The sequence below is a fragment of the Coprococcus sp. TM115-187 genome (genome assembly GCF_027679115.1).
In the GTDB taxonomy this organism is placed as follows: domain Bacteria; phylum Bacillota; class Clostridia; order Lachnospirales; family Lachnospiraceae; genus Allocoprococcus; species Allocoprococcus comes.
Genome location: NZ_JAQEKS010000002.1, coordinates 19,816 through 40,705 on the forward strand (window position 1 = coordinate 19,816; position 20,890 = coordinate 40,705).

The following is a 20,890-nucleotide window of genomic DNA, read 5'->3' on the forward strand; positions in this document are numbered from 1 at the left end:
TATTACTCCATTACTATCTCTTGTTCCTTTACTTTTCAGAATGCCATTTTTTTTACTGTTCGTCAACCCTTGTTCGGATAAAAGACCATTACACTAAATTTTAAACAATATCTCTACCAGTGCCTTCGGTCTGCCACCCGCTGCCGCTGTCTTCTTTGCATACACTTTTCCATAACCGGCTTCCATGATCTTATTCATGATCCGGCGCGCACTTCTGACCGTAATTCCCAGACACTCCGCCAACTGATGTGCATCGAAAATATAACTTTTTCTTACATCTGCAATGGCAATGATCTTCAGAATTGACGTTGTGCTGAGCCCGGTTTTTTCTGAAATTTCCTGTAGCTTCGGATCGGAAGAAATGAGCTGATATTCCAGCTGGATCTCCTTTCCAAGCGGTCCGTGCTGTGTCTGACCGGCATCAATCCAGAAAATCTCCTGCTTTGCATTTTTCAGGGAAAAATCCAGTGCACGTCTTGCGTTCATTTCCGCGTCATTCATCGTGCCTCCGGTTCCGATCCCTACATTCAGGCTGATTTTATTCTCCTCCTGCACTTTTTTTTGCAGATTCAGAAGCTTCCGCTGGTTAAATTCTTCTTGTACAGCCCCGGAATTGGAAAATACAATATATTCTCTTCTTCCTGATGCAAAAATTGCACCTTGAATCCCTTCTGTATATTTGATGATTTCTTTTTCAATATCTGCTTTTGCAAGCATACTTGAATAATAATTCTCTTCTCTGCTCTTATAATCCGTCAGCTGAAAAATCTCAACTGCTGCCTGCGCATATTCTGCTTCCTGAAGCGCACATTCATTTTTTAATTTCTCCAGTGCCACTCTCACTTTTGCCCTGGTCGGAGGCAGATAAATTGCATGGTATCCCTTTTCCTGCAGTATCTTATACACCCACCGAAGAGAAGTCAGTGCCACATTGACCTTTCCTTCATCCAGAAGCTTCATGTGCCACTCCACATACTGTTCTTCTTCCACTCCTGCCTGAAACGGACAGGAATAAATGTTTCTTGCCAGGATGTCAAATGCATCCAGCAAATCCTCAATGACCTGTTTTTCTACAATATCAATACTAAATGCATCCAGTTCAATATTACTTTTCTGCATCTGCAGAAATGCTCCCGCAATGCTGACTACCGATTTTTCCACCGACACATGTGGCCTGGTGAAATGATAGTTTCTCCCCACAAAACTTTCGATCGCACAGCCCGTAAACAGTACCGCATCACACTCCTGTTCACATTCCTCAATCAGCCGGTCACTTCGGTTAACCTGTTCCTCTTCATAAGAAGCTACTTCTACTGAACTGTCGATTTCTTTTATACTCTTCTTAACAACCTCACAAGATGATTTTGATCCGATAACTCCAACTTTCACAAATTTGTCCCCCGTATTGCGATCTTCTATCCAGAGAACCTGCCGTTGGCAGCTTCTCTCTCTATATCTGAATAATTGCTTTAAAAAAGGAACCCCTTAAACGGGATTCCTTTTTATTATAACTCAGAGCCATCAAAAACCACAAGCTTAGAATGCTCTTTTTTTAATTCCAGATAACTTTCTTTTGTCAGCGTCGGTTTGAAATTGTCAAGAATCTGTTTTGCCTTTTTTGCGTTATCATAAAGAAGATCAATGATCGTAAGCGCCATCATCTTTGCCGGAACGATATAAGCAAGTTCCGGGTCCGCAAGACGGTAATCCTTGGAGTGAAGTCCTCCGGTTATTCCCTCTGTCCAGATGTGCATACACGGCATGATCTGAGAAAGATCCCCCAGATCTGTAGAACCTGCTGTCTCATAAAGCTCTACAAATGAATCTTTTTCCGCCCCTGTATATTCGATCATATTTTCTTTATATAATGCTGAAAGCTCACGGTTGGTATTCATCGGAAGATATCCGATCTTATCGTCAATCTCGACTTTTCCTCCGATTGCAAGTGCTCCGGCTTTTAACGCACGGTTCACTTTTTTACTGGCATCCAGCATTCCATCAATTGTGAAAGCACGTACCATGATCTGCATCTTCACAACAGCAGGAACTACATTTACCAGATCTCCGCCTTCTGTAATGATTGCACTTACACGAACCTTTTCTTTCTCCTGAAAAGTCTCACGGAGTGCATGAATGTTGTTCAGTGCCAACTCTGCCATATTTAACGCATTGATTCCTTCATGTGGTGCGAAACCTGCATGCGCAGCTTCTCCGATAAATGTTACCGTCTTTGTCACAAATCCGTTGCAGTCGGTATCAATCGTGCAATGTCTGCCATTTCCAATTTCCATCATGTGACACTGCAATGCCATATCCACATCATCAAAGCCACCACGTTTTAAATATTCCTGCTTGCCGCCGTAAAAACTGATCTTATTTTCACGGATCAGACTGTCACGATAATCATAATCTACGCATTCTTCCGCAGGGATCGCAATAAAATCAACCGCTCCACCCAGTTCCTTCATCACTCCGGATCTTAAAAGACCAATCGCACATCCATACAGATCTGCAAGCTGTGCATGATGACCGCAGGCATGAACATTTCCTTCTGGCGTACTGTCCGGATGTTCTTTGCACTGGATACAGTCCAGCTCTCCGATCACGGCAATTCTTGTATTCCCTTTTTTCGGAGTTGAAACCTTACAGCCAGTATATGCAATTTCCGTCTCCGGCTCTTCTCCAATCTCCTGAAATGCCTTTATCATTCTTTCTGTAGTCTTAAATTCTTTGTAGCCAAGTTCAGGCGTTTTATATACATCATCACCAAGCTGAATGATCAGATCTCTGTTCGCGTCAATCGCGTCCAGACATCTCTGCTTCAGTTCTTCTTTTTCCATCTATGTCGTCCATCTCCTATTCTGCACCCATCAGTCTTCTCAGTACTTTTGTCACTTTCCAGGTCTCATCTGTATCAAGCGCTTCTTCTACTGTGTGTACATTGATCATTCCACATCCCAAAATGACGCTCTTATATCCGTGTCCCGCAAGCACATTTGCATCACTTCCGCCACCGATGATCATTTTATTTGCTGTAATTCTTTCTTCTGCCATTGCATTTACAGTATCCTGGATCAATTCACAGTCTTCTTCCAGCGACAGGACCGGGTAAGCCATCTCATGCTTCATCTCATAACAGGCTCCCATTTCCTCTACAGCTTCCTTGCAGCACTGTTCCATATGTGCAACCTCTGCAGCCAGCTTTTCCATACTGTGTGAACGGATCTCTGCGGTAAATGTAACCTCATCTGTTACGATGTTGGTTGCAGATCCACCTTCAATATGTCCGATATTAGAGGTTGTCTCATAATCAATACGTCCGATGTGCATCTTACTGATTGCCTTTGATGCCACAACAATTGCATTGATTCCTTTTTCCGGTTCAATTCCGGCATGCGCTTTCTTTCCTTTGAAAGTAATCTCAATCGCTTCCATTGCCGGTGCTTTGTATGCGAGAGTCTCTGCTCCACCGGTTGCATCTACAACAACCAATTCCTTGCATGGCAGCATAGACATATCCATGTGCTTTGTTCCCATCATACTAATCTCTTCGGAGCAGGTAAATACAAGATAAATATCTCTGTGCGGTACACCGCTTTCAATGATATCTTCTACCGCTTCCATGATTGCTGAAATTCCAGCTTTGTCATCTCCGCCAAGTGTTGTTGTCTTGTCGGTACTGATGATGTTTCCATTGATCACCGGATTTACATTTCTGCAAGGCTCAATCTGATCCATATGTGCTGCAAATCCAAGTGGACGTTCCTTCGTATTTCCTTTTACAAATGCAACGATATTTCTGCCGTTTCCACCATAAGCTTCCCCGGCATGATCTGACTGGAACGGAATGTTCCGTTCTCTCAGCCAGTTTTCTATCCAGTCCGCCATCTCTTTCTCCCCTTTTGACGGGCTGTAGATCTTGATCATCTCAATAAATCTTTCCTGTAATCTTTCTCTCGATAACATCGTTTTTCCTTTCCGGACTTAGTCCTCAAGCTCTTTCTTGTAGATAATCTTTCCTGCGAAAATAGATCCAAATACGGCTACCAGGATAACAACGTATGACGGTGTTCCAGGGAAGAAGGATAAGAATCCGTTTTTCATCAGCCAGTTCATTGCAAATGCAATAACTACTGCAACTACACCAAGCTTCGGTCTTGTGATTGCGAACTGTCCGAATACAGCTCCGTAAAGTGCCGGAAGAAGGAAGTTGAGGGCCTGCTTGAATCCTTCTGGCATCATACCGATAATTGCGTTTCCTGCAATTGCTCCGATTGTCAGAATCACAATATTTACGATGATCGATACAGCGATACCGATGGTTGATACAACAGAACCTTTGTCGCTTCCCATTTCAACACCTGCTGCTTCCTGTGCTACCGAAGAACATGGAACTCGCATGTTGGATGTATTTCCTGAAAGGAATGTCAGGTAGGTTCCCGGGATTCCAAGAATCGGGAAGTAAGAAATCGGTTCTACAATGTAAAATGCTCCACTTACACTGATCTGTGCAATTGTACCTGCGATGATTGCTGATACCGGCGGCATACATCCGTAAATGACCGAGATAACAAGTGCCGGTCCGAAACATGTAATGATACCTAATAACATGGTGATTTTCCCCCATTTGACAATATCAGGTATATAGACTTTGTTGTAGTATTCTTTATTCATATCTTTATCCTCTCATTCCTATTAAAATACAGTGTTCCAAATGTAACCAATGAGCATGCCTGAGAACATGGAAATTGCAAAGGCCCATTCTCTGAGCCATCCAATATTCTTTTCTTTCGCTAACTTTGTCAGGATCATCATAAGAATGCATCCTACGATTGTTGCGATTGCCGGTGCTCCGCCAAATGCAAACTGATTCTTTTCGTTGAAGAAGTTTCCTGATGCAAGGTTTGCAAATGCACCAAGCATCGCTCCTGCTGAAATGATCGGAACCATTTTGGAATTTCCTTTTGACATCAGATGGTTTACTTTATCCATCTTATCTGTGAAAAGGAGTGTGAAGATCAGCCATCCAAGTGAACCACAGATCATGGTCCATACACCACAGGCGAATGCAATCGGTGTCAGATTCTCCAGTGTAGCGCCCATTGCCTGTGCGCCAAATCCGGCTGCCATTGCTTCATAGTTAACGGATCCGATGAAAGAAAGTCTCATCCATGAAACAGGTGCTCCCATTGATACGATCAGGGAGATCATTGTTACCAGGATTACAATAGATGGTCCAATTGAGGAAATGGCACTACTCTTAATTGCCATATTGATCTTTTCCTGTTCAATTCCAATCTCTTTTGCTGCTTTGAGCGACTTTCTGAAAAACAGTACGGACTGAAAAACTACGATTCCTACTGCTATTGCGGCACTCACCCACATCAGAGGGCTGTTTGCCAGTTCCAGATAATTCACGTTTCCCTTCATTTTAAATTCTCCTTTGCCTTTTAGTTTAGGACATTATCCTTAATATGTCCTTATGTTGGTAATATACAATTTATTTTTTCTTTTGTCAACTTTTTTCACAAATTTCACTATTCAAAATATACACAAATTTTTACCACAATTTTCGTACATAATAACGATTTTTTCTCATTAAGCACAATTTAACCGTCTAACCATCTGGAATCCATACTTTTTATCTATACAAAAATGTGTTATACTAATAAACATATTGAGCATACGTTCAGAAAAATAAACTAACAGAGGTGTTAAGATGGAAAACGAAAAATTACAGGAACAGACAGAAAGCATGGCAGACTACGAAGATCATTTCGATGATGCCAATCCATGGAATGTGGTCGCACGTTATCAGGAAGAGGGAACCAATCTTCACGTAAAAGTAGAAGGAATCGTAAATGGTGGTGTCATCGCCATGGTCGAAGGACTTCGAGGATTCATCCCGGCATCCCGCCTTTCTCTTTCTTATATCGAAGATCTGGAGACTTATCTTCTAAAAGAAATTGATGTCCGCGTGATCGAAGCAAACCAGGCAGAAGGACGCCTGATCTTATCTGCACGTGAGATTTTAAGAGAACAGAAAAAAGCAGAAGATGCAAAAAAACTTGCATCTGTACAGGTTGGAAGTGTTGTAAAAGGTACCGTTGAATCGCTTCAGTCCTACGGTGCTTTTGTACGTCTCGAGAACGGTCTTTCCGGTCTGGTTCACATTTCCCAGATCAGTACCCAGAGAATCAAATCAGCAGACCAGGTACTTCACGTTGGGGACGAAGTAGATGTCAAAGTCATCGGTATCAAAGACGGTAAAATCAGCCTCAGTATCAAGGCTCTTGCCGAAGATACTGAAAACGAACAGGAGGAAGAGCTGGAACACGTAGAAATTCCGGAAACTGAAGCAATCGGAACCAGCCTTGGGGATCTGTTTAAAAATATCAAGCTTTAAAAATTATAATTAAAAAAAGGGAAGCCTGCACTTTCGCAGACTTCCCTTTATCATTGCCTGATAAGTGTCACTGACACTTTATGCGAGAATGTACCCCCTGTACATTCTTTTCTATTTTTCCAGTGCTTCCAGATCCTGCATCCAGACTGCCGCACACGCATCGCTCGGCATTCTCCAGTCTCCTCTCGGTGAAAGTGCCACCGTACCGATCTTCGGTCCGTCCGGCAGGCAGGAACGCTTAAACTGCTGTGCAAAAAATCTCCGGTAAAATGTCTTCAGCCATTTCATGATCGTCGCGCTGTCATAGATTCCTTCAAAAGCAAGCTTTGCAAGGCGGTAGATCTTCGATGGTTCAAAACCAAACCGAAGAACATAATACAGATAGAAATCATGCAGCTCATACGGACCTACAAGGTCTTCCGTCTTCTGAGCGATTTCGCCATCCTTCGGTGGAAGAAGTTCCGGACTTACCGGTGTGTCAAGAACATCCAGAAGTACCTCCTTCAGCTCCTGATCCTCACAGGTATCCGCATAATACTGAACCAGATGGCGTACCAGTGTCTTCGGAACAGATGCATTGACTCCGTACATAGACATATGATCTCCATTATAAGTCGCCCACCCAAGAGCCAGCTCCGACATATCTCCGGTTCCGATGACCATGCCCCATTCCTGGTTAGCAATATCCATCAACACCTGGGTACGCTCTCTTGCCTGTGAATTCTCATAGGTCACATCATGCACCGCTTCATCGTGTCCGATATCGTGAAAATGCACATGGACTGCATCCGCGATCGGCACCTCTTTTAAAGTGACTCCCAGCTTTTTTGACATCAGGCAGGCATTCTGATAGGTTCTGTCCGTCGTACCAAAACAAGGCATCGTTACCGCAATGATATCCTTTCGGTCTTTCCCTGCCATGTCAAATGCTTTTGCCGTCACAAGCAGTGCCAGTGTAGAATCAAGACCACCTGAAATTCCGACTACCGCTGTTCTCGAATGGGTATGCACCAGACGTTTTTTCAGTCCCATTGCCTGGATCATCAGAATCTCTTCACAGCGTTTTTCCCGCTCTGCCATATTCTGTGGAACAAAAGGTGTCTGTGCAAAATCTCTGGTAAGCTCAGTCTCTTCCATGCTGATATGGAATACTACCTTTGGAAGCCGACGTTCTTCAGTTGTCTGGAAAGTTGTATTTTTTCTCCGTTCACTTAAAAGGCGGAAAATGTCAATCTCACTGACGATCATCTCGTTGGCAAACCGCTTTGCTTCTTTCAGAATCGTCCCGTTCTCTGCAATAATATTGTGTCCACCAAATACCACATCCGTCGTAGACTCTCCGTCCCCGGCATTTGCATAGACATAACCTGCAATCAGTCTTGCAGACTGTCCCTTGATCAGTTCTTCCCGGTAACTATCCTTTCCGATCGTCTCATCACTTGCTGAACAGTTGACCAGGATGACCGCACCTTCTCTTGCCGCCTCAATGCTCGGCGGGACTGGTGACCAGACATCCTCACAGATCTCTGCCGATACGACCAGCTCATCCATCTCTGCCGCCTGATACAGGATCTGCGGTCCAAACAGGATTTCTTCCCCTTCATAAGAAATCACTCTTGCTTTTTTCGGTCCCTGACGGAATTGACGCATCTCATAAAATTCCCCATAATTCGGAAGAAATGTCTTGGTTGTAAAGCCAAGGATCCTTCCGTCATTTAATGCGGCCGCAACATTATAAAGCTCTCCATCAATTGCAAGTGGAAGCCCAACAAATACAAGTGCTTCTGTATGCCTGGTCTCTTCTGCAACTTTTGCAAGTGCTCTGCGCACCTCTTTTAACAGTATATCCTGTGTAAAAAGATCGCTGCAAGTATACCCGGTCAGGCAAAGCTCCGGAAAAACAATGATCTTTGCGCCAGCCTTCTCAGCTTCTTTCATACGTTTGCAGATTTCCTTACAATTGTGCCAGACATCCGCCACACGAATATCAACTGTGACCGCTGCAACTTTGATAAATCCCTGTTTCATGTGTTTACCTCTTTATCTTTTTGCCTGTTTTAAAATCTGTTTCAGTTCTTCTACACTAAATGTATACGCCGTATTGCAGAAATGGCATTTTACTTCTACTTCTTTTCCGTCATCGATCATTTCCTGGATATCTTTCTTTCCGATGCTGATGATGGCTTTCTCGATTCTCTCATGCGAACAATTACATTTAAACTGTGTATCCATTGTATCTGTAAATTCCACATTCAGGCCATCCAGTACCTGCTCCAGCATCTGCTCCGGTGTATGTCCGTTATCCAGCATACTGGTAACAGAAGAGATCTTCTTGATATTCTCTTCCAGTTTATCCAGCACTTCATCCGATATAAACGGCATTACCTGCACAATAAATCCACCTGCACAGTGTACAGTGTTGTCCTTGTTCATCAATACTCCAAGGCCCACAGAAGACGGAACCTGTTCGCTGGTTGCAAAATAATACGTCAGATCTTCTGCGATCTCACTTGTCTGCAGAATAGTCTGTCCAACATATGGTTCTTTCAGTCCCATATCTTTAATAACATTTAAAAGACCGATTCCAACAGCTCCTCCAACATCCAGCTTGCCATTCTTAGGCGGCATCATTGCTTCCGGATGATCGACGTATCCTTTCACGTCACCTTTTGCATCTGCAGTCACCGTAATTCCGCCAAGTGGTCCATCACCTTTGATCTGAAGCGTCAGCACATCTGTCTCATTCTTCATCATGCCTCCCATCATTGCTCCTGCTGTCAGAAGTCTTCCAAGTGCCGCTGTTGCTACCGGACTTGTGTCATGTCTCTTTCTTGCCTCTTCCACCAGATTTCCGGTTGTTGCAGCAAATGCACGGATCTGTCCGTCTCCCGCAGTTGCTCTTACAATATAATCTTTCATATAACAATTCTCTCCTGTTCTATTTTCCCTGTTCTCTTGCGATCACATAAATGCGCTCGCTTGTGTCCATCGGCGCATTCTTTGAAAATGCATCGTATGCTGTCACAAATTCCAGCCCCGACTTCCGGATCAGTTCCTTCATCTCCTCCAGCGTATACGCTCTCTGATAATGCGTCTCCTCATATTTGCGATAAAGTCCACTGTCCTTATCTGTCTCAATAAAAAGACTCAGATCATATTCATTGATCTTCTCATCGTCGTAATAATAGTTGTCCCAGATAAAACTGCATTCCTCCCGGTTCTCCGCAATTGTGCGATCCCCAAGAATCTCTTCATACTTGTAACGTGTATTAAAATCAAAAACAAAAACACCTTTCGGATCCAGATAATTGTTGACCAGACGGAATACTTCCTGAAGTTCTTCCGGCTCTGTAATATAATTGACCGAATCGCAGACACTGATGACAGCTCTTACCGTACCATACAGTTCGAACTCTCTCATATCCTGCAGAAGATACAGAATATCATGACCGGATTTGTCTCGTTTCTCCATTGCGATCTCCAGCATCTCTTCCGCATTGTCCGCACCAATCATATCATATCCTGCCTTTGCAAGCAATTCTGTCATATTCCCGGTACCGCACCCCAGATCCAGTACCAGTCCATCCATAACACCGTATTCTCTCATAAGACCGGTGAGATATTCACACCATTCTTCATAAGGAATATTATCCATGAAGGTATCATATACACGTGCAAAGCTTGTATACGCTTCCATACTCTGTTGTTCCTCTCTTTCGATTCGCCATCAATGCCCATAAGCAGCACTGACCGATGTCCACGGACCACTCCGCTGCGCATCCTGACATCCAGATTATTTTATAGTATAACACAGGATTTTCCTCTAGGAAAGTCATATTCTGATGAGAACTTTTCCCTTTTGGAATTTTCTTTACTGTTCACAGTACCTGTGACCAGTAACGCATTTTCTTTTTCAGACACAAAAAGAACCAGGGGAAATTCCCTGATTCTCTTCGTTTTTTTTAGAATCCCAGTTCTTCATTCACCAGAATCACTTTTATTCTGTTTGGAACATGGCTGAATCTCGTAATCAATGTCTGACAGCAGATACTTTTCGGAGATTTACAGTTGGAACAGACACCTGTCTTCGCACACGGAAGTCCTTCAAAACGCTGTCCGTTAATCGGAGCTGCCACATACTTTGCACGGGCATATGCATCCTCTGCACTTCTTACAATTTTATTCATACCAACAATCATCAGAACATTTTCCGGTCCGTAAGAAATAGCTGCCACACGGTTTGCATTTCCATCTATATTGACCAGTATCCCATCTTCCGAGATTGCATTACAGCTTGCAAGAAAATAATCACAGTTAAATGCCTGATGCATCATCTCTGCTTTTTCCTCCGGTGTCGCGCACAGATCTCTGTCCAGCACTTTATAATTTCCTTTATGAAGTGCTTCAGGAAGACCAATTGCCTTAATGCTCATAGACCCTCCCCAACTGATGCTGCTTCCTTCCGGAATCAGCTCCAGTGCAAGGGCAAGTGCCTCTTCTTTGGTCTGTACATAATGTCCCTCCATCTGACGGGACTTCAAATTCTTTATCACCTGCTCAGCGAGCAGATCATTTCGCTTTGTAACGAATTTATCCATTATTCAACCACCTGGATCCATCCTTCCGGTGCTTCGATGTGTCCCATCTGAATTCCGGTAAGTGTTTCATATAATTTCTTGATAACAGGTCCCATCTCATCCATTCCGCTTGGGAAGCAGATTTCTTTACCATGATCTACAATCTTTCCAACCGGTGAGATAACTGCTGCTGTTCCGCAAAGTCCGCATTCTGCAAAGTCTTTTACTTCATCAAGATATACTTCTCTTTCTTCTGTCTCAAGTCCAAGATAATGTTCTGCCACATAAAGAATAGAACGTCTTGTAATAGATGGAAGGATACTGTTTGATTTCGGAGTAACTACTTTACCATCTTTTGTGACGAAGATGAAGTTTGCTCCACCTGTCTCTTCTACTTTTGTTCTTGTTGCTGCATCCAGATACATATTCTCTGCATAGCCTTCTTCATGTGCTGTTACAATTGCATGTAAGCTCATTGCATAGTTAAGACCAGCTTTGATATGTCCTGTTCCATGCGGTGCTGCACGGTCAAAGTCTGAGACTTTAATTGTGATCGGCTTTGCGCCGCCCTTGAAATATGGTCCTACTGGTGTTACAAATGCACGGAACTGATATTCGTCAGCAGGTTTAACTCCGATAACCGGATTGCTTCCGAACATATATGGACGGATATAAAGGGACGCTCCTGATCCGTAAGGTGGTACATAAGCCGCATTGGCTTTTACTACCTGTACGATTGCATCTACAAAACGGTCTTCCGGAAATACCGGCATCTCAAGTCTTCTTGCGGAATCAGCAAATCTCTTTGCGTTCATATCCGGGCGGAATACAACGATGCGTCCGTCTTCTGTTGTGTATGCCTTCATACCTTCAAATACTGACTGGGAATACTGCAGAACACCTGCACACTCATTCAATACAATGTTGGCATCTTCTGTCAGGCATCCATCATCCCACTTTCCATCTTTGTAATTTGAAACATATCTCTTTTCGGTCGGGATATAACCAAATCCTATGCTTGACCAGTCAATCTGTTTCTTTTCCATTGTAATTCCTCCATTCCCTTGTTGCTTCTTACAGTAACATATATCTAAATTATAATTTTTGCTTCCCGTATTTTAAATCCTACGGATTACATATCGCTATTATATTACTTCTGTTTTTCAAATTCAAGAGTGCGCTCTGTTTTTTTTTGATTTTTTTATCTTTTTGGCATTGTGATCGCTTCAATCCCCACACTTCCGCCTCTTACAACTTCAATTGAATTGAATTCAGAACGTAGAAACTGGATGATCGCTGTATTTTTATGTGCCGTGTGTACAAATTCAAGAAGCACACTGTCTTTTCCATAATCACGTACCTTTGCCTGATAGGTCTGCGCGATCTGGAAAAGCTCTGTCTTATCTTCCGGTGTACAGTTTTTTACCTTGATAAACATCAGCTCCTGCATAACAACAGATACTTCTGTAAAATCAATGACTCTGATGACTTCAACCATACGGTTCAGCTGTTTTTTGATCTGCTCATAAGTCTCTTCATCACTGTTCGTCTCAATCGTCATTCTGGAGATAGTCGGATCTTCTGTTCTACCTACCGTCAGACTCTCCAGATTATAGGATTTACCGGAAAAGAGTCCGGAAATCTTTGAAAGTACACCAACCTGATTTTCCACATATAAGGAAATCCATCTTTTTTTCATTGTATTATCCATCTTCACCTCTCCTCTCCATTAATCCATCAAAAGATCTTCCAGGGTTCCGCCCGGACGTACCATCGGATAAACCTGCACTTCTGGATCCAACATGAATTCGATCAGAGTCGGCACCTTCAGTGCACGGTTTGCTTTTGCCTGTTCAAATGCTGCTTTCATCTCGGATTTTTCGGTTACACGGATTCCCTTTGCCCCATAGCTTTCTGCAAGTTTTACAAAGTCCGGCGTATATTTCGGTGGATGCTCTTCTCCACGTCTTGTCGCTGCGCCTGCACGAAGATCCGTCATAGAATAGCGTTTTCCATAGAAAAGTTTCTGCCACTGGCGAACCATTCCAAGATAGGTATTGTTAAATACACAGAGGATCAAAGGAAGTTCTTCCAGCACTGCTGTTGCAAATTCCTGAATATTCATCTGCATACCGCCATCACCGGAAATTGCAATTACCGTACTGTCCGGATTGCCAATCTGCGCTCCGACTGCTCCCGGGAATCCATATCCCATGGTTCCAAGTCCGCCGGACATATAAAGTCTGGTCTTTTCATTCACTTCCAGATACTGGGATGTGAACATCTGATGCTGTCCTACATCTGTCACAACAATCTTGTCATCCTCTTTAAACACTTCATTGATCGTCTCCAGAATATCCTGAGCCTGCATCTGGTCTCCCTTTGGTTTCATCCTAAGCGGATGCTCCTCTTTCCAGCCTTCGATCTGTTCCATCCAGCTTTCTTTTTTCTCCATTGGTTCTACATATTCCAATAATTTTTCAATTGCTTCTTTTGCATCCGCAACGATCGGAATATCTACCTGAATGTTACGTGAGATGGAGGAAGTATCAATGTCGATATGTACGATCGTAGCCTTCGGTGCAAATGCATGCAGTTTTCCGGTGATACGATCGTTAAATCTGGTCCCGATCGAGAACAGCAGATCACATTCTTCCACTGCCATATTGGATGCATATGCACCGTGCATCCCCAGATTACCGATAAAAAGCGGATGCGTTGTCGGAATCGCACCACGTCCCATGATCGTTGTCACAACCGGGATCTGGGTACGTTCTACAAGTTCGGTAAACGCCTTATTCGCTCCTGCAATATTTACCCCACCACCGGCAAGGAACAACGGTTTCTTTGCTTTTCCAAGCATCTTGACTGCTCTCTTAAGCTGTCCGATGTGAACGCCGGTACTCGGCTTATATCCGCGGATATTGACTGTCTCCGGATAATTCGGGCTTCCAAGCTCTGCCATTACATCTTTCGGGAGATCCACAAGAACCGGACCCGGACGTCCGCTGCGCGCAATATAGAATGCCTCTTTGATGATTCTTCCAAGATCTTCTCTCTTTCTTACTGTCACACCGTATTTTGTGATACTTCTTGTAATACCTACGATATCAACTTCCTGGAATGCATCATTTCCGATCAGATGTCTTGCAACCTGTCCGGTAAAACATACCAGCGGTACACTGTCATAATTTGCCGTTGCAATTCCTGTCACCAGATTGGTTGCACCCGGTCCGCTTGTTACCAGACATACCCCGACTTTTCCTGTTGATCTGGCGTAAGCGTCTGCAGCATGGACAAGTGCCTGTTCATGACGCGGAAGTACAACTTTTGTGTAATCCTGTTTGTAAATTTCATCACTGATATCAATTGTACAGGCTCCCGGATATCCAAAAAGGATATCTACCCCCTCCTCTTTTAATGCTTTTACAAGTAATTTGTTCCCTGATATTTTTTTCATAAATCTACCTCCATGAATTTTCTATACAGATGATCGCCAAATTTTTATCATAGTCATATAGAATAACAAACGCCCTAAACGGCTGACCGTTCAGGGCGAATATAAAATCCGTGTTACCACCTGTCTTCAGAGAAGCTGCTTCTCTGCTCTCACGCAAGTACAGAACCATAAAAATGTTCGATACTATTCCCCTGTAACGTAGGGTCTACGTCGAAGTCTACTTGAGAAATTCCCGTTCGGTCCGCTGCTCAAAGGCTACTTCTACAATCCCTTCATGAAGGCTTACACCGTCCGCCTTCTCTCTTTGCTTCCGGAGATTATATACTCCTCCTTGTCATAGCATTTCTTCTATTGTCTCATCGATTACATTTATTATAATGAGTGGTCTATTGATTTGTCAATGATACATTTCGCAAATTTTATTGATCTATTTTATTCTTTCATATTTTGCAAATACATACTCAAGATCGAAATATGTCTGTTCATCCGTCTCAGCTGTTTTTTGCCAATCCGGATCCTTTTCCAGATCCGGGAACCAGGTATCTGCCTCATATACATGATCTGTCCGCGTAACATACGCTATATTACAATACGGAAGCATTGCACGGTAAATACTTTCTCCGCCGATCACAAAGACTTCTCCTTTGTGCTTTTTACATTCCTGTATTGCCTCTTCCACACTGTGTACCACGATCGCATCCTTCACCTGATAATCCGGATTGTGGGAAATCACGATATTAACCCGGTTGGCAAGCGGACGCCCCTGCGGAAAGCTTTCCAGTGTCTTTCTTCCCATCACGACAATATTGCCTTCTGTCATCTGACGGAAGTATTTCATATCTGCCGGGATTCGTACAAGCAGACTGTTATTCTTTCCTATTGCCCAGTTTTTATCTGCATTTACAATAATGTTCATCGTATCTGTCTCCTTTTCTAAACCGCGATCGGAATATTTTTGATCTGCGGTCCTGTCACATAATCGTCTAATCTTACGTCATCCGGTGTAAACTGATAGAAATCTTTCACTTCCGGATTCAGCCAGAATTTCGGTGCCGGGTGCGTCTCTCTTGAAATCAGTTCCTCGATCAGCGAAATATGCCTGTCGTAAATATGTGCATCTGCGATCACATGTACAAATTCGCCCACCTGCATATCGCATACCTGCGCGAGCATATGAAGTAGCACAGCATACTGGCATACATTCCAGTTATTTGCCGCCAGCACATCCTGGGAACGCTGGTTCAGGATTCCGTTCAGTGTCAGCTTGTCGCTGCCTTTTTCTTTTGTCACATTGAACGTCATGCTGTATGCACACGGATACAGATTCATCTCATGAAGATCTTGATGTACATAGATATTCGTCATGATCCGGCGGCTGTAAGGATTATTCTTCAGATCATAGAGTACACGGTCTACCTGATCCATCATTCCCTCTTTGTAGACATGCTTTACGCCCATCTGATAGCCGTATGCCTTCCCGATCGATCCATCTTCATCTGCCCAGCTGTCCCAGATGTGACTGTTCAGATCGTGGATATTATTGGATTTTTTCTGCCAGATCCACAAAAGCTCGTCCGTACAGCTTTTGATCCCGGTTCTTCTGAGTGTCAGTGCCGGGAATTCTTTTCGCAGATCATACCGGTTCACCACACCAAATTTTTTTACAGTATACGCCGGAGTCCCGTCTTCCCATCTCGGACGTACCTTTTCTCCTTCTGTGCTGGTTCCATTATCAATGATGTCCCTGCACATCTCTATAAAAACTTTGTCTGCATAACTCATGACTGATTACTCCTTTTTCCAATGCTGTGCCTTTTAATATTCTCTGATAATGCTGCTGATCTCACTTACGATCGGCATTTCTTTTAATTCCTCCAGTGCATCCTGAAGATGGTATTCCTTGACTGCGGATGTTCCGATGACAAGTTCTGCCTTTGCCGCTTTTGCCTGTTCCTGGATCACACGTTCGATACTTACCTTATGATCTCCGAATACTTTCGCGATTGCTGCCAGTACTCCCGGTTCATTACTCACCTGCATACGGATAAAGAAACGATTCTTGACGTCCGCAAATTCCTTGATCGGAAGCTCTTTGTATGCGCTCCATCCGATTCTTCCGGTACAGTTCCATACAATATTTCTTGTAACATCCATCACATCTCCGACAACTGCACTTGCGGTCGGCAGTTCTCCTGCTCCTCTTCCATAGAACATGGTATCCCCAACTGCATCTCCGTGTACAAAAACAGCATTAAAGGAATCTCTTACGGTAGCGAGCGGATGTTTCTTATCGATCATCATCGGATAAACACCTGCTTCAATGCCATTAGATGTATTTCTCGCAATACCGATCAGTTTGATCACATTTCCCATCTCTTTTGCGTAATTTACATCTGCTGCTGTGATCTTTGTGATTCCCTCCGTATAGACATCCGAAAATTTCACCTGTGAATGGAATGCTGACGTAGCCATGATTGCCACCTTACGTCCTGCGTCCAGGCCTTCCACATCTGCCGTCGGATCCGCTTCTGCATAGCCAAGCTCTGTCGCCTTTGCGAGTGCTTCTGTGAAATCCATTCCATCTTCAAACATCTTTGTCAGGATATAGTTAGTCGTACCGTTGACAATTCCCATGATCTCATCGATCTGGTTGCCTTCCAGGCACTGCTTAAGCGGACGGATGATCGGGATTCCTCCTGCTACCGCTGCTTCAAACAGGAAATCAGCGCTACCTTCTTTCGCAGCGTCATAGAGTTCCTTTCCATATTCTGCGATCAGATCCTTATTTGCACTTACTACATTTTTCCCTGCTTTCAGTGCTTCTGTGATCATCGTTTTCGCTGGCTCAATTCCGCCCATCACCTCGATCAAGATTTGGATTTCATCATCTTCTATAATCTCTTTCCACTGATCTGTCAGCAGATTCTGATCTACACCCTGTCTTACTTTTTTCATGTTGTGTACCAGGATTTTCTTTATTTCAAGAGCGGCGCCGGTCTTCTGCTGCATCTCTTCACTGCGGCGTCCAATCAATTTATAAACACCTGTTCCGACTGTTCCAAGTCCAAGTAATCCTACTTTGATTGTCTTTGTATCTGTCATGTCTTCGCGTCCTCCTAATCTATAGTAAATCCATTTTATTCTAGCACTTTTTTGTAAATATTCAAAGAACTTTCTTGACATCTTTTGGGGACGTGATAACATTATAAATGTATGATTCTATGTATTTAAGGACGTGAATGTTAAACATAATTTTTAACATTTACATCATTTAATAAGGGAGTAGATACATATTAAAAAACCAAAGAGGAGAGATAAATCATGCAGTGCCCGATTTGTAAAAAGGATCTTGAGATCAAGAACAAAAAAATAGGCGAAAATGAAGCCGGTGAAGCAATCTACAATGAATTCGCAATCTGCCGCGACTGTAAAAAGCAGTGGAATTTAGATAAACAGCGTGAAAAGAAGAAAAAGCTTGCAAAAGAAGCATTGGCTGAAAAACCAGTTGGAGCCGATAAGGCTGCAGAAAAACCACGCAAAAAGCGTCCGACTGCCGAAGGAGAAAGAACTTCTGCCGAACGTCCAGCCCAGCCAAAGAAAAAGAAAAAACATCCGGTATCTCCGGAAAACGTCGAAAAGCGGACCGCTTCTCCTGCTAATCCGGAAGTACCGGCTCATCCGAAGAAAAAACGTCCTAACCCGGCTGCCGAAAGCGAAAGACCGGTAAGAAAACCTCGTCCGAAGACAGAAGGTTCTTCCGAAGAACAGCCATCCAGACCGCATCCAAAGAAACGCCCTGTTACTTCAGACCGTCCACTTCTCAAATATGCAGAAGGTCAGGAAGGAAGCCGGGAAGAAGTTCGTCCACGTCCGAAAAAGAAACGTCCGGAAGAAGCCAAACCGGTACACGCAATTGACAATTCCAGCACACGTATCATTTCTGATGAAGAGGATGAACTTAAAATTACGGCACCTGATTTTTCCATTCCAGAGGAGGAAAAAGAACAGACCTATTCTAATATTCCACCAAAACATGTCCGTGAAAAACGTGAACAGGAAATGCGTGAGAACTATCAGAATATGTTAGACGAAGAAGATGACGATGATGAAAGACATTTTCCTGTTGTACTTGTTGTAATCCTTATCTTCCTGATCATCGCAGCTGCTGCATTTGCAGGATACTGGTTCTTCCTGAAATAAAAAAGAATAGTTATGATGAAAGACTGGCGCGATGCCAGTCTTTTTTACGTTAGTAATGAGCCAAGGTTTCGTGTGAACACGAACCCCCGGCAAACGTACACCATCTCGCTTAGCAGCTCGATGATGTACATTCGCCAAATACAGATTTTTACACCCATGCAGATCCTTGTGCAAGCACAAATCTGCATGGGTGCCAGTGGGTATTTTACGTTAGTAATGAGCCAGGGTTTCGTGTGGCCACGAACCCCCGGCGAACATACACCATCTCGCTTAGCAGCTCGATGATGTACATTCGCCAAATACAGATTTTCACATCCATGCAGATCCTTGTGCAAGCACAAATCTGCATGGATGTGAAAATCTGTATTTGGCTCATTGTATGCACAAAAAAAGAACCACACACAACATGCAGTTCTTAATTCAAGAGCGACAGACGGGACTCGAACCCGCGACCTCCACCTTGGCAAGGTGGCGTACTACCAACTGTACTACTATCGCATTCATTATTTGTTGTTCATCAGAACAATAAATACTATACAATATATCTATCAATTGGTCAAGTATATTTTCAATTTTATATGTCGGACTTTTCTACTTTTCTTCGCCTATTATTCTGTTAAAATCATTTTTTGTCTGATTAACAGAAAACTTATTGAATCTCCGCAAAAAGTAGAACAGAATTTCTTCATTTTTTCGTTGACAATTCCTTCTTTGTACGGTATAGTAGATATTGTTCTGATGAACACAATTTAATAGATGCGATAGTAGTACAGTTGGTAGTACGCCACCTTGCCAAGGTGGAGGTCGCGGGTTCGAGTCCCGTCTGTCGCTCTTTGTGAGACTTATGATTTTCATAAGTCTCTTTTTTCATTCATGTAAATTTCTGATTAAACTCTTAATTAAATCAAAAGACCCCATTTGTCAGAGTTGTCCCAGATACACGAAAAGGGATCCGCTTTCACTTTTTTGTAAAAGCCTGATCCCTTCTTTTTATTTATTCTAACCTTATAGATCTACTCTTCTATTTTGCCAGCCAGTCCATTGCAATCTTCGCATACATGGCTGCGCCAAGCGGTAATGCTTTTTCATTAAACAGAATCTTTGGATTATGCTGTCCTTTCCATTTACTCTGATCTTCCACTCCGGCTCCGACTACAAAATAACTTGCCGGTATTTTTGCCGAAATCACGGCAAAGTCTTCGGATCCCATGACATGAAATCCACCGTTAATCGTTGTTCCCGGATTTTCAAGAGACTCAATACTTTTAATATACTCTGCATTCAGTTCTTCATTGCAAGTTACACTCGGAACATTGCTGAGTTCTTCGATTTCACATGTAGTACGATAAGCTGCTGCAACAGCCGGAACAATTTCATTGATCCTCCGGATCAGCATCGTCCTTACTTCTTCATTAAATGTCCTTAGTGTTCCCTGAAGCACGCAGCGCTCCGGAATTACATTTGCTGCATTACCAGCTGTAAACTGTCCAATCGTAAGTGCTGCCTCTGCTGATGGTGGACATTCCCTGGCGATCAGTGCCTGAAGAGCATGATAAACTTCTACACCAGCGTTGATCGGGTCAATACAGCCCTCCGGTGCAGAACCATGTCCGCCACGTCCTGTAAGGGTGATTTTAAAGCCATATACAGATGCCATGGCTTCCACACCATATCCAATCGTTCCACATGGAATTGCCGCAAATACATGCGCTGCAAAGGCAGCATCTACATGCGGATTCTCCAGGACTCCTGCTTCCACTGCTGCTTTCGCTCCGCGGAAGGTCTCCTCACCTGGCTGGAACAATAATTTGACCACGCCCGGCAGTTCTTCTTCATGCGCCTTTAAAATTTTTGCCGCTCCAAGAAGGATCGTAGCGTGCAGATCATGTCCGCATCCATGCATACAGCCATTCTTTGATGCAAATTCAAGTCCCGTTTCCTCTTCTACCGGAAGCGCATCCATATCACTTCTCAGAAGAAAACATTTATCCCCTTTTCCAATCTGAGCGATAATCACTGAAACCTCAGGAAATACCTTGTATTCTACATTCATCTCATCCAGACGTTTACTGATATATTCCACAGTCTTTGGAAGCTCCAGATCCGTCTCAGGAATTTGATGAAGATCTCTTCTCCATTTTATAAGTAGATCATTTATTTCCTGCGCTTCTTCTAAAATTTTATGTGCCATATATCCCATCCTCCTTTTATTTCAACTATCATTATTATAGAATTTCGCTATAAAAA

General features: G+C 43.3%; 18 protein-coding genes, 2 tRNA genes and 1 other annotated feature. Of the genes, 3 read left to right on the forward strand and 17 right to left on the reverse strand.

What is annotated here, in order from left to right:
* Positions 1–93 precede the first annotated feature (93 nt).
* The 5 genes from PGW42_RS01925 to PGW42_RS01945 form a co-directional block, all read right to left on the reverse strand.
* On the reverse strand, positions 94–1,389 hold the full coding sequence (locus tag PGW42_RS01925) for a GTP cyclohydrolase IIa (protein WP_270202775.1): 1,296 nt from the start codon (positions 1,387–1,389) through the stop codon (positions 94–96).
* A 116-nt stretch (positions 1,390–1,505) separates the two neighbouring features.
* Entirely contained in the window at positions 1,506–2,840 is a 1,335-nt protein-coding gene (locus PGW42_RS01930; RefSeq protein WP_055247826.1) for an amidohydrolase, read from the reverse strand.
* A gap of 16 nt (positions 2,841–2,856) precedes the next feature.
* Complete coding sequence (locus PGW42_RS01935; RefSeq protein ID WP_008369593.1) at positions 2,857–3,966, reverse strand: M20/M25/M40 family metallo-hydrolase; 1,110 nt, start codon at positions 3,964–3,966, stop codon at positions 2,857–2,859.
* An 18-nt stretch (positions 3,967–3,984) separates the two neighbouring features.
* Positions 3,985–4,674 carry a hypothetical protein gene (locus PGW42_RS01940; RefSeq protein WP_117558936.1) on the reverse strand — a complete coding sequence of 230 codons (690 nt, stop codon included), beginning with the start codon at positions 4,672–4,674 and terminating at the stop codon, positions 3,985–3,987.
* A 21-nt stretch (positions 4,675–4,695) separates the two neighbouring features.
* Complete coding sequence (locus PGW42_RS01945) at positions 4,696–5,430, reverse strand: DUF5058 family protein (protein ID WP_118218042.1); 735 nt, start codon at positions 5,428–5,430, stop codon at positions 4,696–4,698.
* Positions 5,431–5,719: 289 nt separating this feature from the next.
* Here PGW42_RS01945 and PGW42_RS01950 point away from each other — a divergent pair, with 289 nt between their 5' ends.
* The gene (locus tag PGW42_RS01950; protein ID WP_118218040.1) at positions 5,720–6,406 is read left to right on the forward strand and encodes a S1 RNA-binding domain-containing protein; all 687 of its coding nucleotides are present in this window, start codon (positions 5,720–5,722) and stop codon (positions 6,404–6,406) included.
* Between the two features lie 111 nt (positions 6,407–6,517).
* On the opposite strand, the gene PGW42_RS01955 is transcribed toward PGW42_RS01950, so the two are convergent.
* The 10 genes from PGW42_RS01955 to PGW42_RS02000 all read right to left on the reverse strand — a co-directional run bounded on the left by PGW42_RS01955 (position 6,518) and on the right by PGW42_RS02000 (position 17,545).
* The gene (locus PGW42_RS01955; protein ID WP_118218038.1) at positions 6,518–8,434 is read right to left on the reverse strand and encodes an NAD(+) synthase; all 1,917 of its coding nucleotides are present in this window, start codon (positions 8,432–8,434) and stop codon (positions 6,518–6,520) included.
* Between the two features lie 12 nt (positions 8,435–8,446).
* Positions 8,447–9,325 carry an Hsp33 family molecular chaperone HslO gene (gene hslO / locus PGW42_RS01960; protein ID WP_008369602.1) on the reverse strand — a complete coding sequence of 293 codons (879 nt, stop codon included), beginning with the start codon at positions 9,323–9,325 and terminating at the stop codon, positions 8,447–8,449.
* 19 nt (positions 9,326–9,344) lie between these two features.
* Positions 9,345–10,127: a class I SAM-dependent DNA methyltransferase gene (locus PGW42_RS01965; protein ID WP_270202855.1), complete on the reverse strand. Its 783-nt coding sequence runs from the start codon at positions 10,125–10,127 to the stop codon at positions 9,345–9,347.
* A gap of 241 nt (positions 10,128–10,368) precedes the next feature.
* Positions 10,369–11,004: a lactate utilization protein gene (locus PGW42_RS01970; RefSeq protein WP_117834270.1), complete on the reverse strand. Its 636-nt coding sequence runs from the start codon at positions 11,002–11,004 to the stop codon at positions 10,369–10,371.
* Positions 11,004–12,029, reverse strand: a complete 1,026-nt coding sequence (locus PGW42_RS01975; RefSeq protein WP_008369610.1) for a branched-chain amino acid aminotransferase — start codon at positions 12,027–12,029, stop codon at positions 11,004–11,006. Before PGW42_RS01975 ends, PGW42_RS01970 begins: the two co-directional genes overlap by 1 nt.
* Before the next feature lie 155 nt (positions 12,030–12,184).
* Complete coding sequence (gene ilvN / locus PGW42_RS01980; protein WP_022221140.1) at positions 12,185–12,694, reverse strand: acetolactate synthase small subunit; 510 nt, start codon at positions 12,692–12,694, stop codon at positions 12,185–12,187.
* Positions 12,695–12,712: 18 nt separating this feature from the next.
* On the reverse strand, positions 12,713–14,443 hold the full coding sequence (ilvB, locus tag PGW42_RS01985; RefSeq protein WP_008369614.1) for a biosynthetic-type acetolactate synthase large subunit: 1,731 nt from the start codon (positions 14,441–14,443) through the stop codon (positions 12,713–12,715).
* A gap of 88 nt (positions 14,444–14,531) precedes the next feature.
* Positions 14,532–14,790 (reverse strand) — a binding site (T-box leader).
* An 80-nt stretch (positions 14,791–14,870) separates the two neighbouring features.
* The gene (locus PGW42_RS01990) at positions 14,871–15,359 is read right to left on the reverse strand and encodes a dihydrofolate reductase (protein ID WP_195254756.1); all 489 of its coding nucleotides are present in this window, start codon (positions 15,357–15,359) and stop codon (positions 14,871–14,873) included.
* 17 nt (positions 15,360–15,376) lie between these two features.
* A complete protein-coding gene (thyA, locus tag PGW42_RS01995) occupies positions 15,377–16,225 on the reverse strand; it encodes a thymidylate synthase (RefSeq protein WP_008369620.1) in 849 nt (282 codons plus the stop codon).
* Positions 16,226–16,258: 33 nt separating this feature from the next.
* Positions 16,259–17,545 carry a homoserine dehydrogenase gene (locus tag PGW42_RS02000; protein WP_270202776.1) on the reverse strand — a complete coding sequence of 429 codons (1,287 nt, stop codon included), beginning with the start codon at positions 17,543–17,545 and terminating at the stop codon, positions 16,259–16,261.
* Positions 17,546–17,764: 219 nt separating this feature from the next.
* On the opposite strand from PGW42_RS02000, the gene PGW42_RS02005 reads away from it, so the two are divergent.
* The gene (locus PGW42_RS02005; RefSeq protein ID WP_270202777.1) at positions 17,765–18,643 is read left to right on the forward strand and encodes a hypothetical protein; all 879 of its coding nucleotides are present in this window, start codon (positions 17,765–17,767) and stop codon (positions 18,641–18,643) included.
* 425 nt (positions 18,644–19,068) lie between these two features.
* Here PGW42_RS02005 and PGW42_RS02010 read toward each other — a convergent pair.
* Positions 19,069–19,141, reverse strand: a tRNA-Gly gene (locus PGW42_RS02010).
* A gap of 260 nt (positions 19,142–19,401) precedes the next feature.
* Between PGW42_RS02010 and PGW42_RS02015 the strand changes: the two genes are divergently transcribed.
* A tRNA-Gly gene (locus tag PGW42_RS02015) sits at positions 19,402–19,474 on the forward strand.
* A 190-nt stretch (positions 19,475–19,664) separates the two neighbouring features.
* On the opposite strand, the gene PGW42_RS02020 is transcribed toward PGW42_RS02015, so the two are convergent.
* Positions 19,665–20,834, reverse strand: coding sequence for a M20 metallopeptidase family protein (locus PGW42_RS02020; RefSeq protein WP_195254759.1), 1,170 nt, complete (start codon positions 20,832–20,834; stop codon positions 19,665–19,667).
* Positions 20,835–20,890 lie beyond the last annotated feature (56 nt).

Coding starts and splice junctions, on each gene's coding strand:
- PGW42_RS01930 (WP_055247826.1), bottom strand. CDS start 2,840: ATGGAAAAAGAAGAACTGAAGCAGAGATGTCTGGACGCGATTGACGCG.
- PGW42_RS01935 (WP_008369593.1), bottom strand. CDS start 3,966: ATGTTATCGAGAGAAAGATTACAGGAAAGATTTATTGAGATGATCAAG.
- PGW42_RS01940 (WP_117558936.1), bottom strand. CDS start 4,674: ATGAATAAAGAATACTACAACAAAGTCTATATACCTGATATTGTCAAA.
- PGW42_RS01945 (WP_118218042.1), bottom strand. CDS start 5,430: ATGAAGGGAAACGTGAATTATCTGGAACTGGCAAACAGCCCTCTGATG.
- PGW42_RS01950 (WP_118218040.1), top strand. CDS start 5,720: ATGGAAAACGAAAAATTACAGGAACAGACAGAAAGCATGGCAGACTAC.
- PGW42_RS01955 (WP_118218038.1), bottom strand. CDS start 8,434: ATGAAACAGGGATTTATCAAAGTTGCAGCGGTCACAGTTGATATTCGT.
- hslO (WP_008369602.1), bottom strand. CDS start 9,325: ATGAAAGATTATATTGTAAGAGCAACTGCGGGAGACGGACAGATCCGT.
- PGW42_RS01970 (WP_117834270.1), bottom strand. CDS start 11,004: ATGGATAAATTCGTTACAAAGCGAAATGATCTGCTCGCTGAGCAGGTG.
- PGW42_RS01975 (WP_008369610.1), bottom strand. CDS start 12,029: ATGGAAAAGAAACAGATTGACTGGTCAAGCATAGGATTTGGTTATATC.
- ilvN (WP_022221140.1), bottom strand. CDS start 12,694: ATGGATAATACAATGAAAAAAAGATGGATTTCCTTATATGTGGAAAAT.
- ilvB (WP_008369614.1), bottom strand. CDS start 14,443: ATGAAAAAAATATCAGGGAACAAATTACTTGTAAAAGCATTAAAAGAG.
- PGW42_RS01990 (WP_195254756.1), bottom strand. CDS start 15,359: ATGAACATTATTGTAAATGCAGATAAAAACTGGGCAATAGGAAAGAAT.
- thyA (WP_008369620.1), bottom strand. CDS start 16,225: ATGAGTTATGCAGACAAAGTTTTTATAGAGATGTGCAGGGACATCATT.
- PGW42_RS02000 (WP_270202776.1), bottom strand. CDS start 17,545: ATGACAGATACAAAGACAATCAAAGTAGGATTACTTGGACTTGGAACA.
- PGW42_RS02005 (WP_270202777.1), top strand. CDS start 17,765: ATGCAGTGCCCGATTTGTAAAAAGGATCTTGAGATCAAGAACAAAAAA.
- PGW42_RS02020 (WP_195254759.1), bottom strand. CDS start 20,834: ATGGCACATAAAATTTTAGAAGAAGCGCAGGAAATAAATGATCTACTT.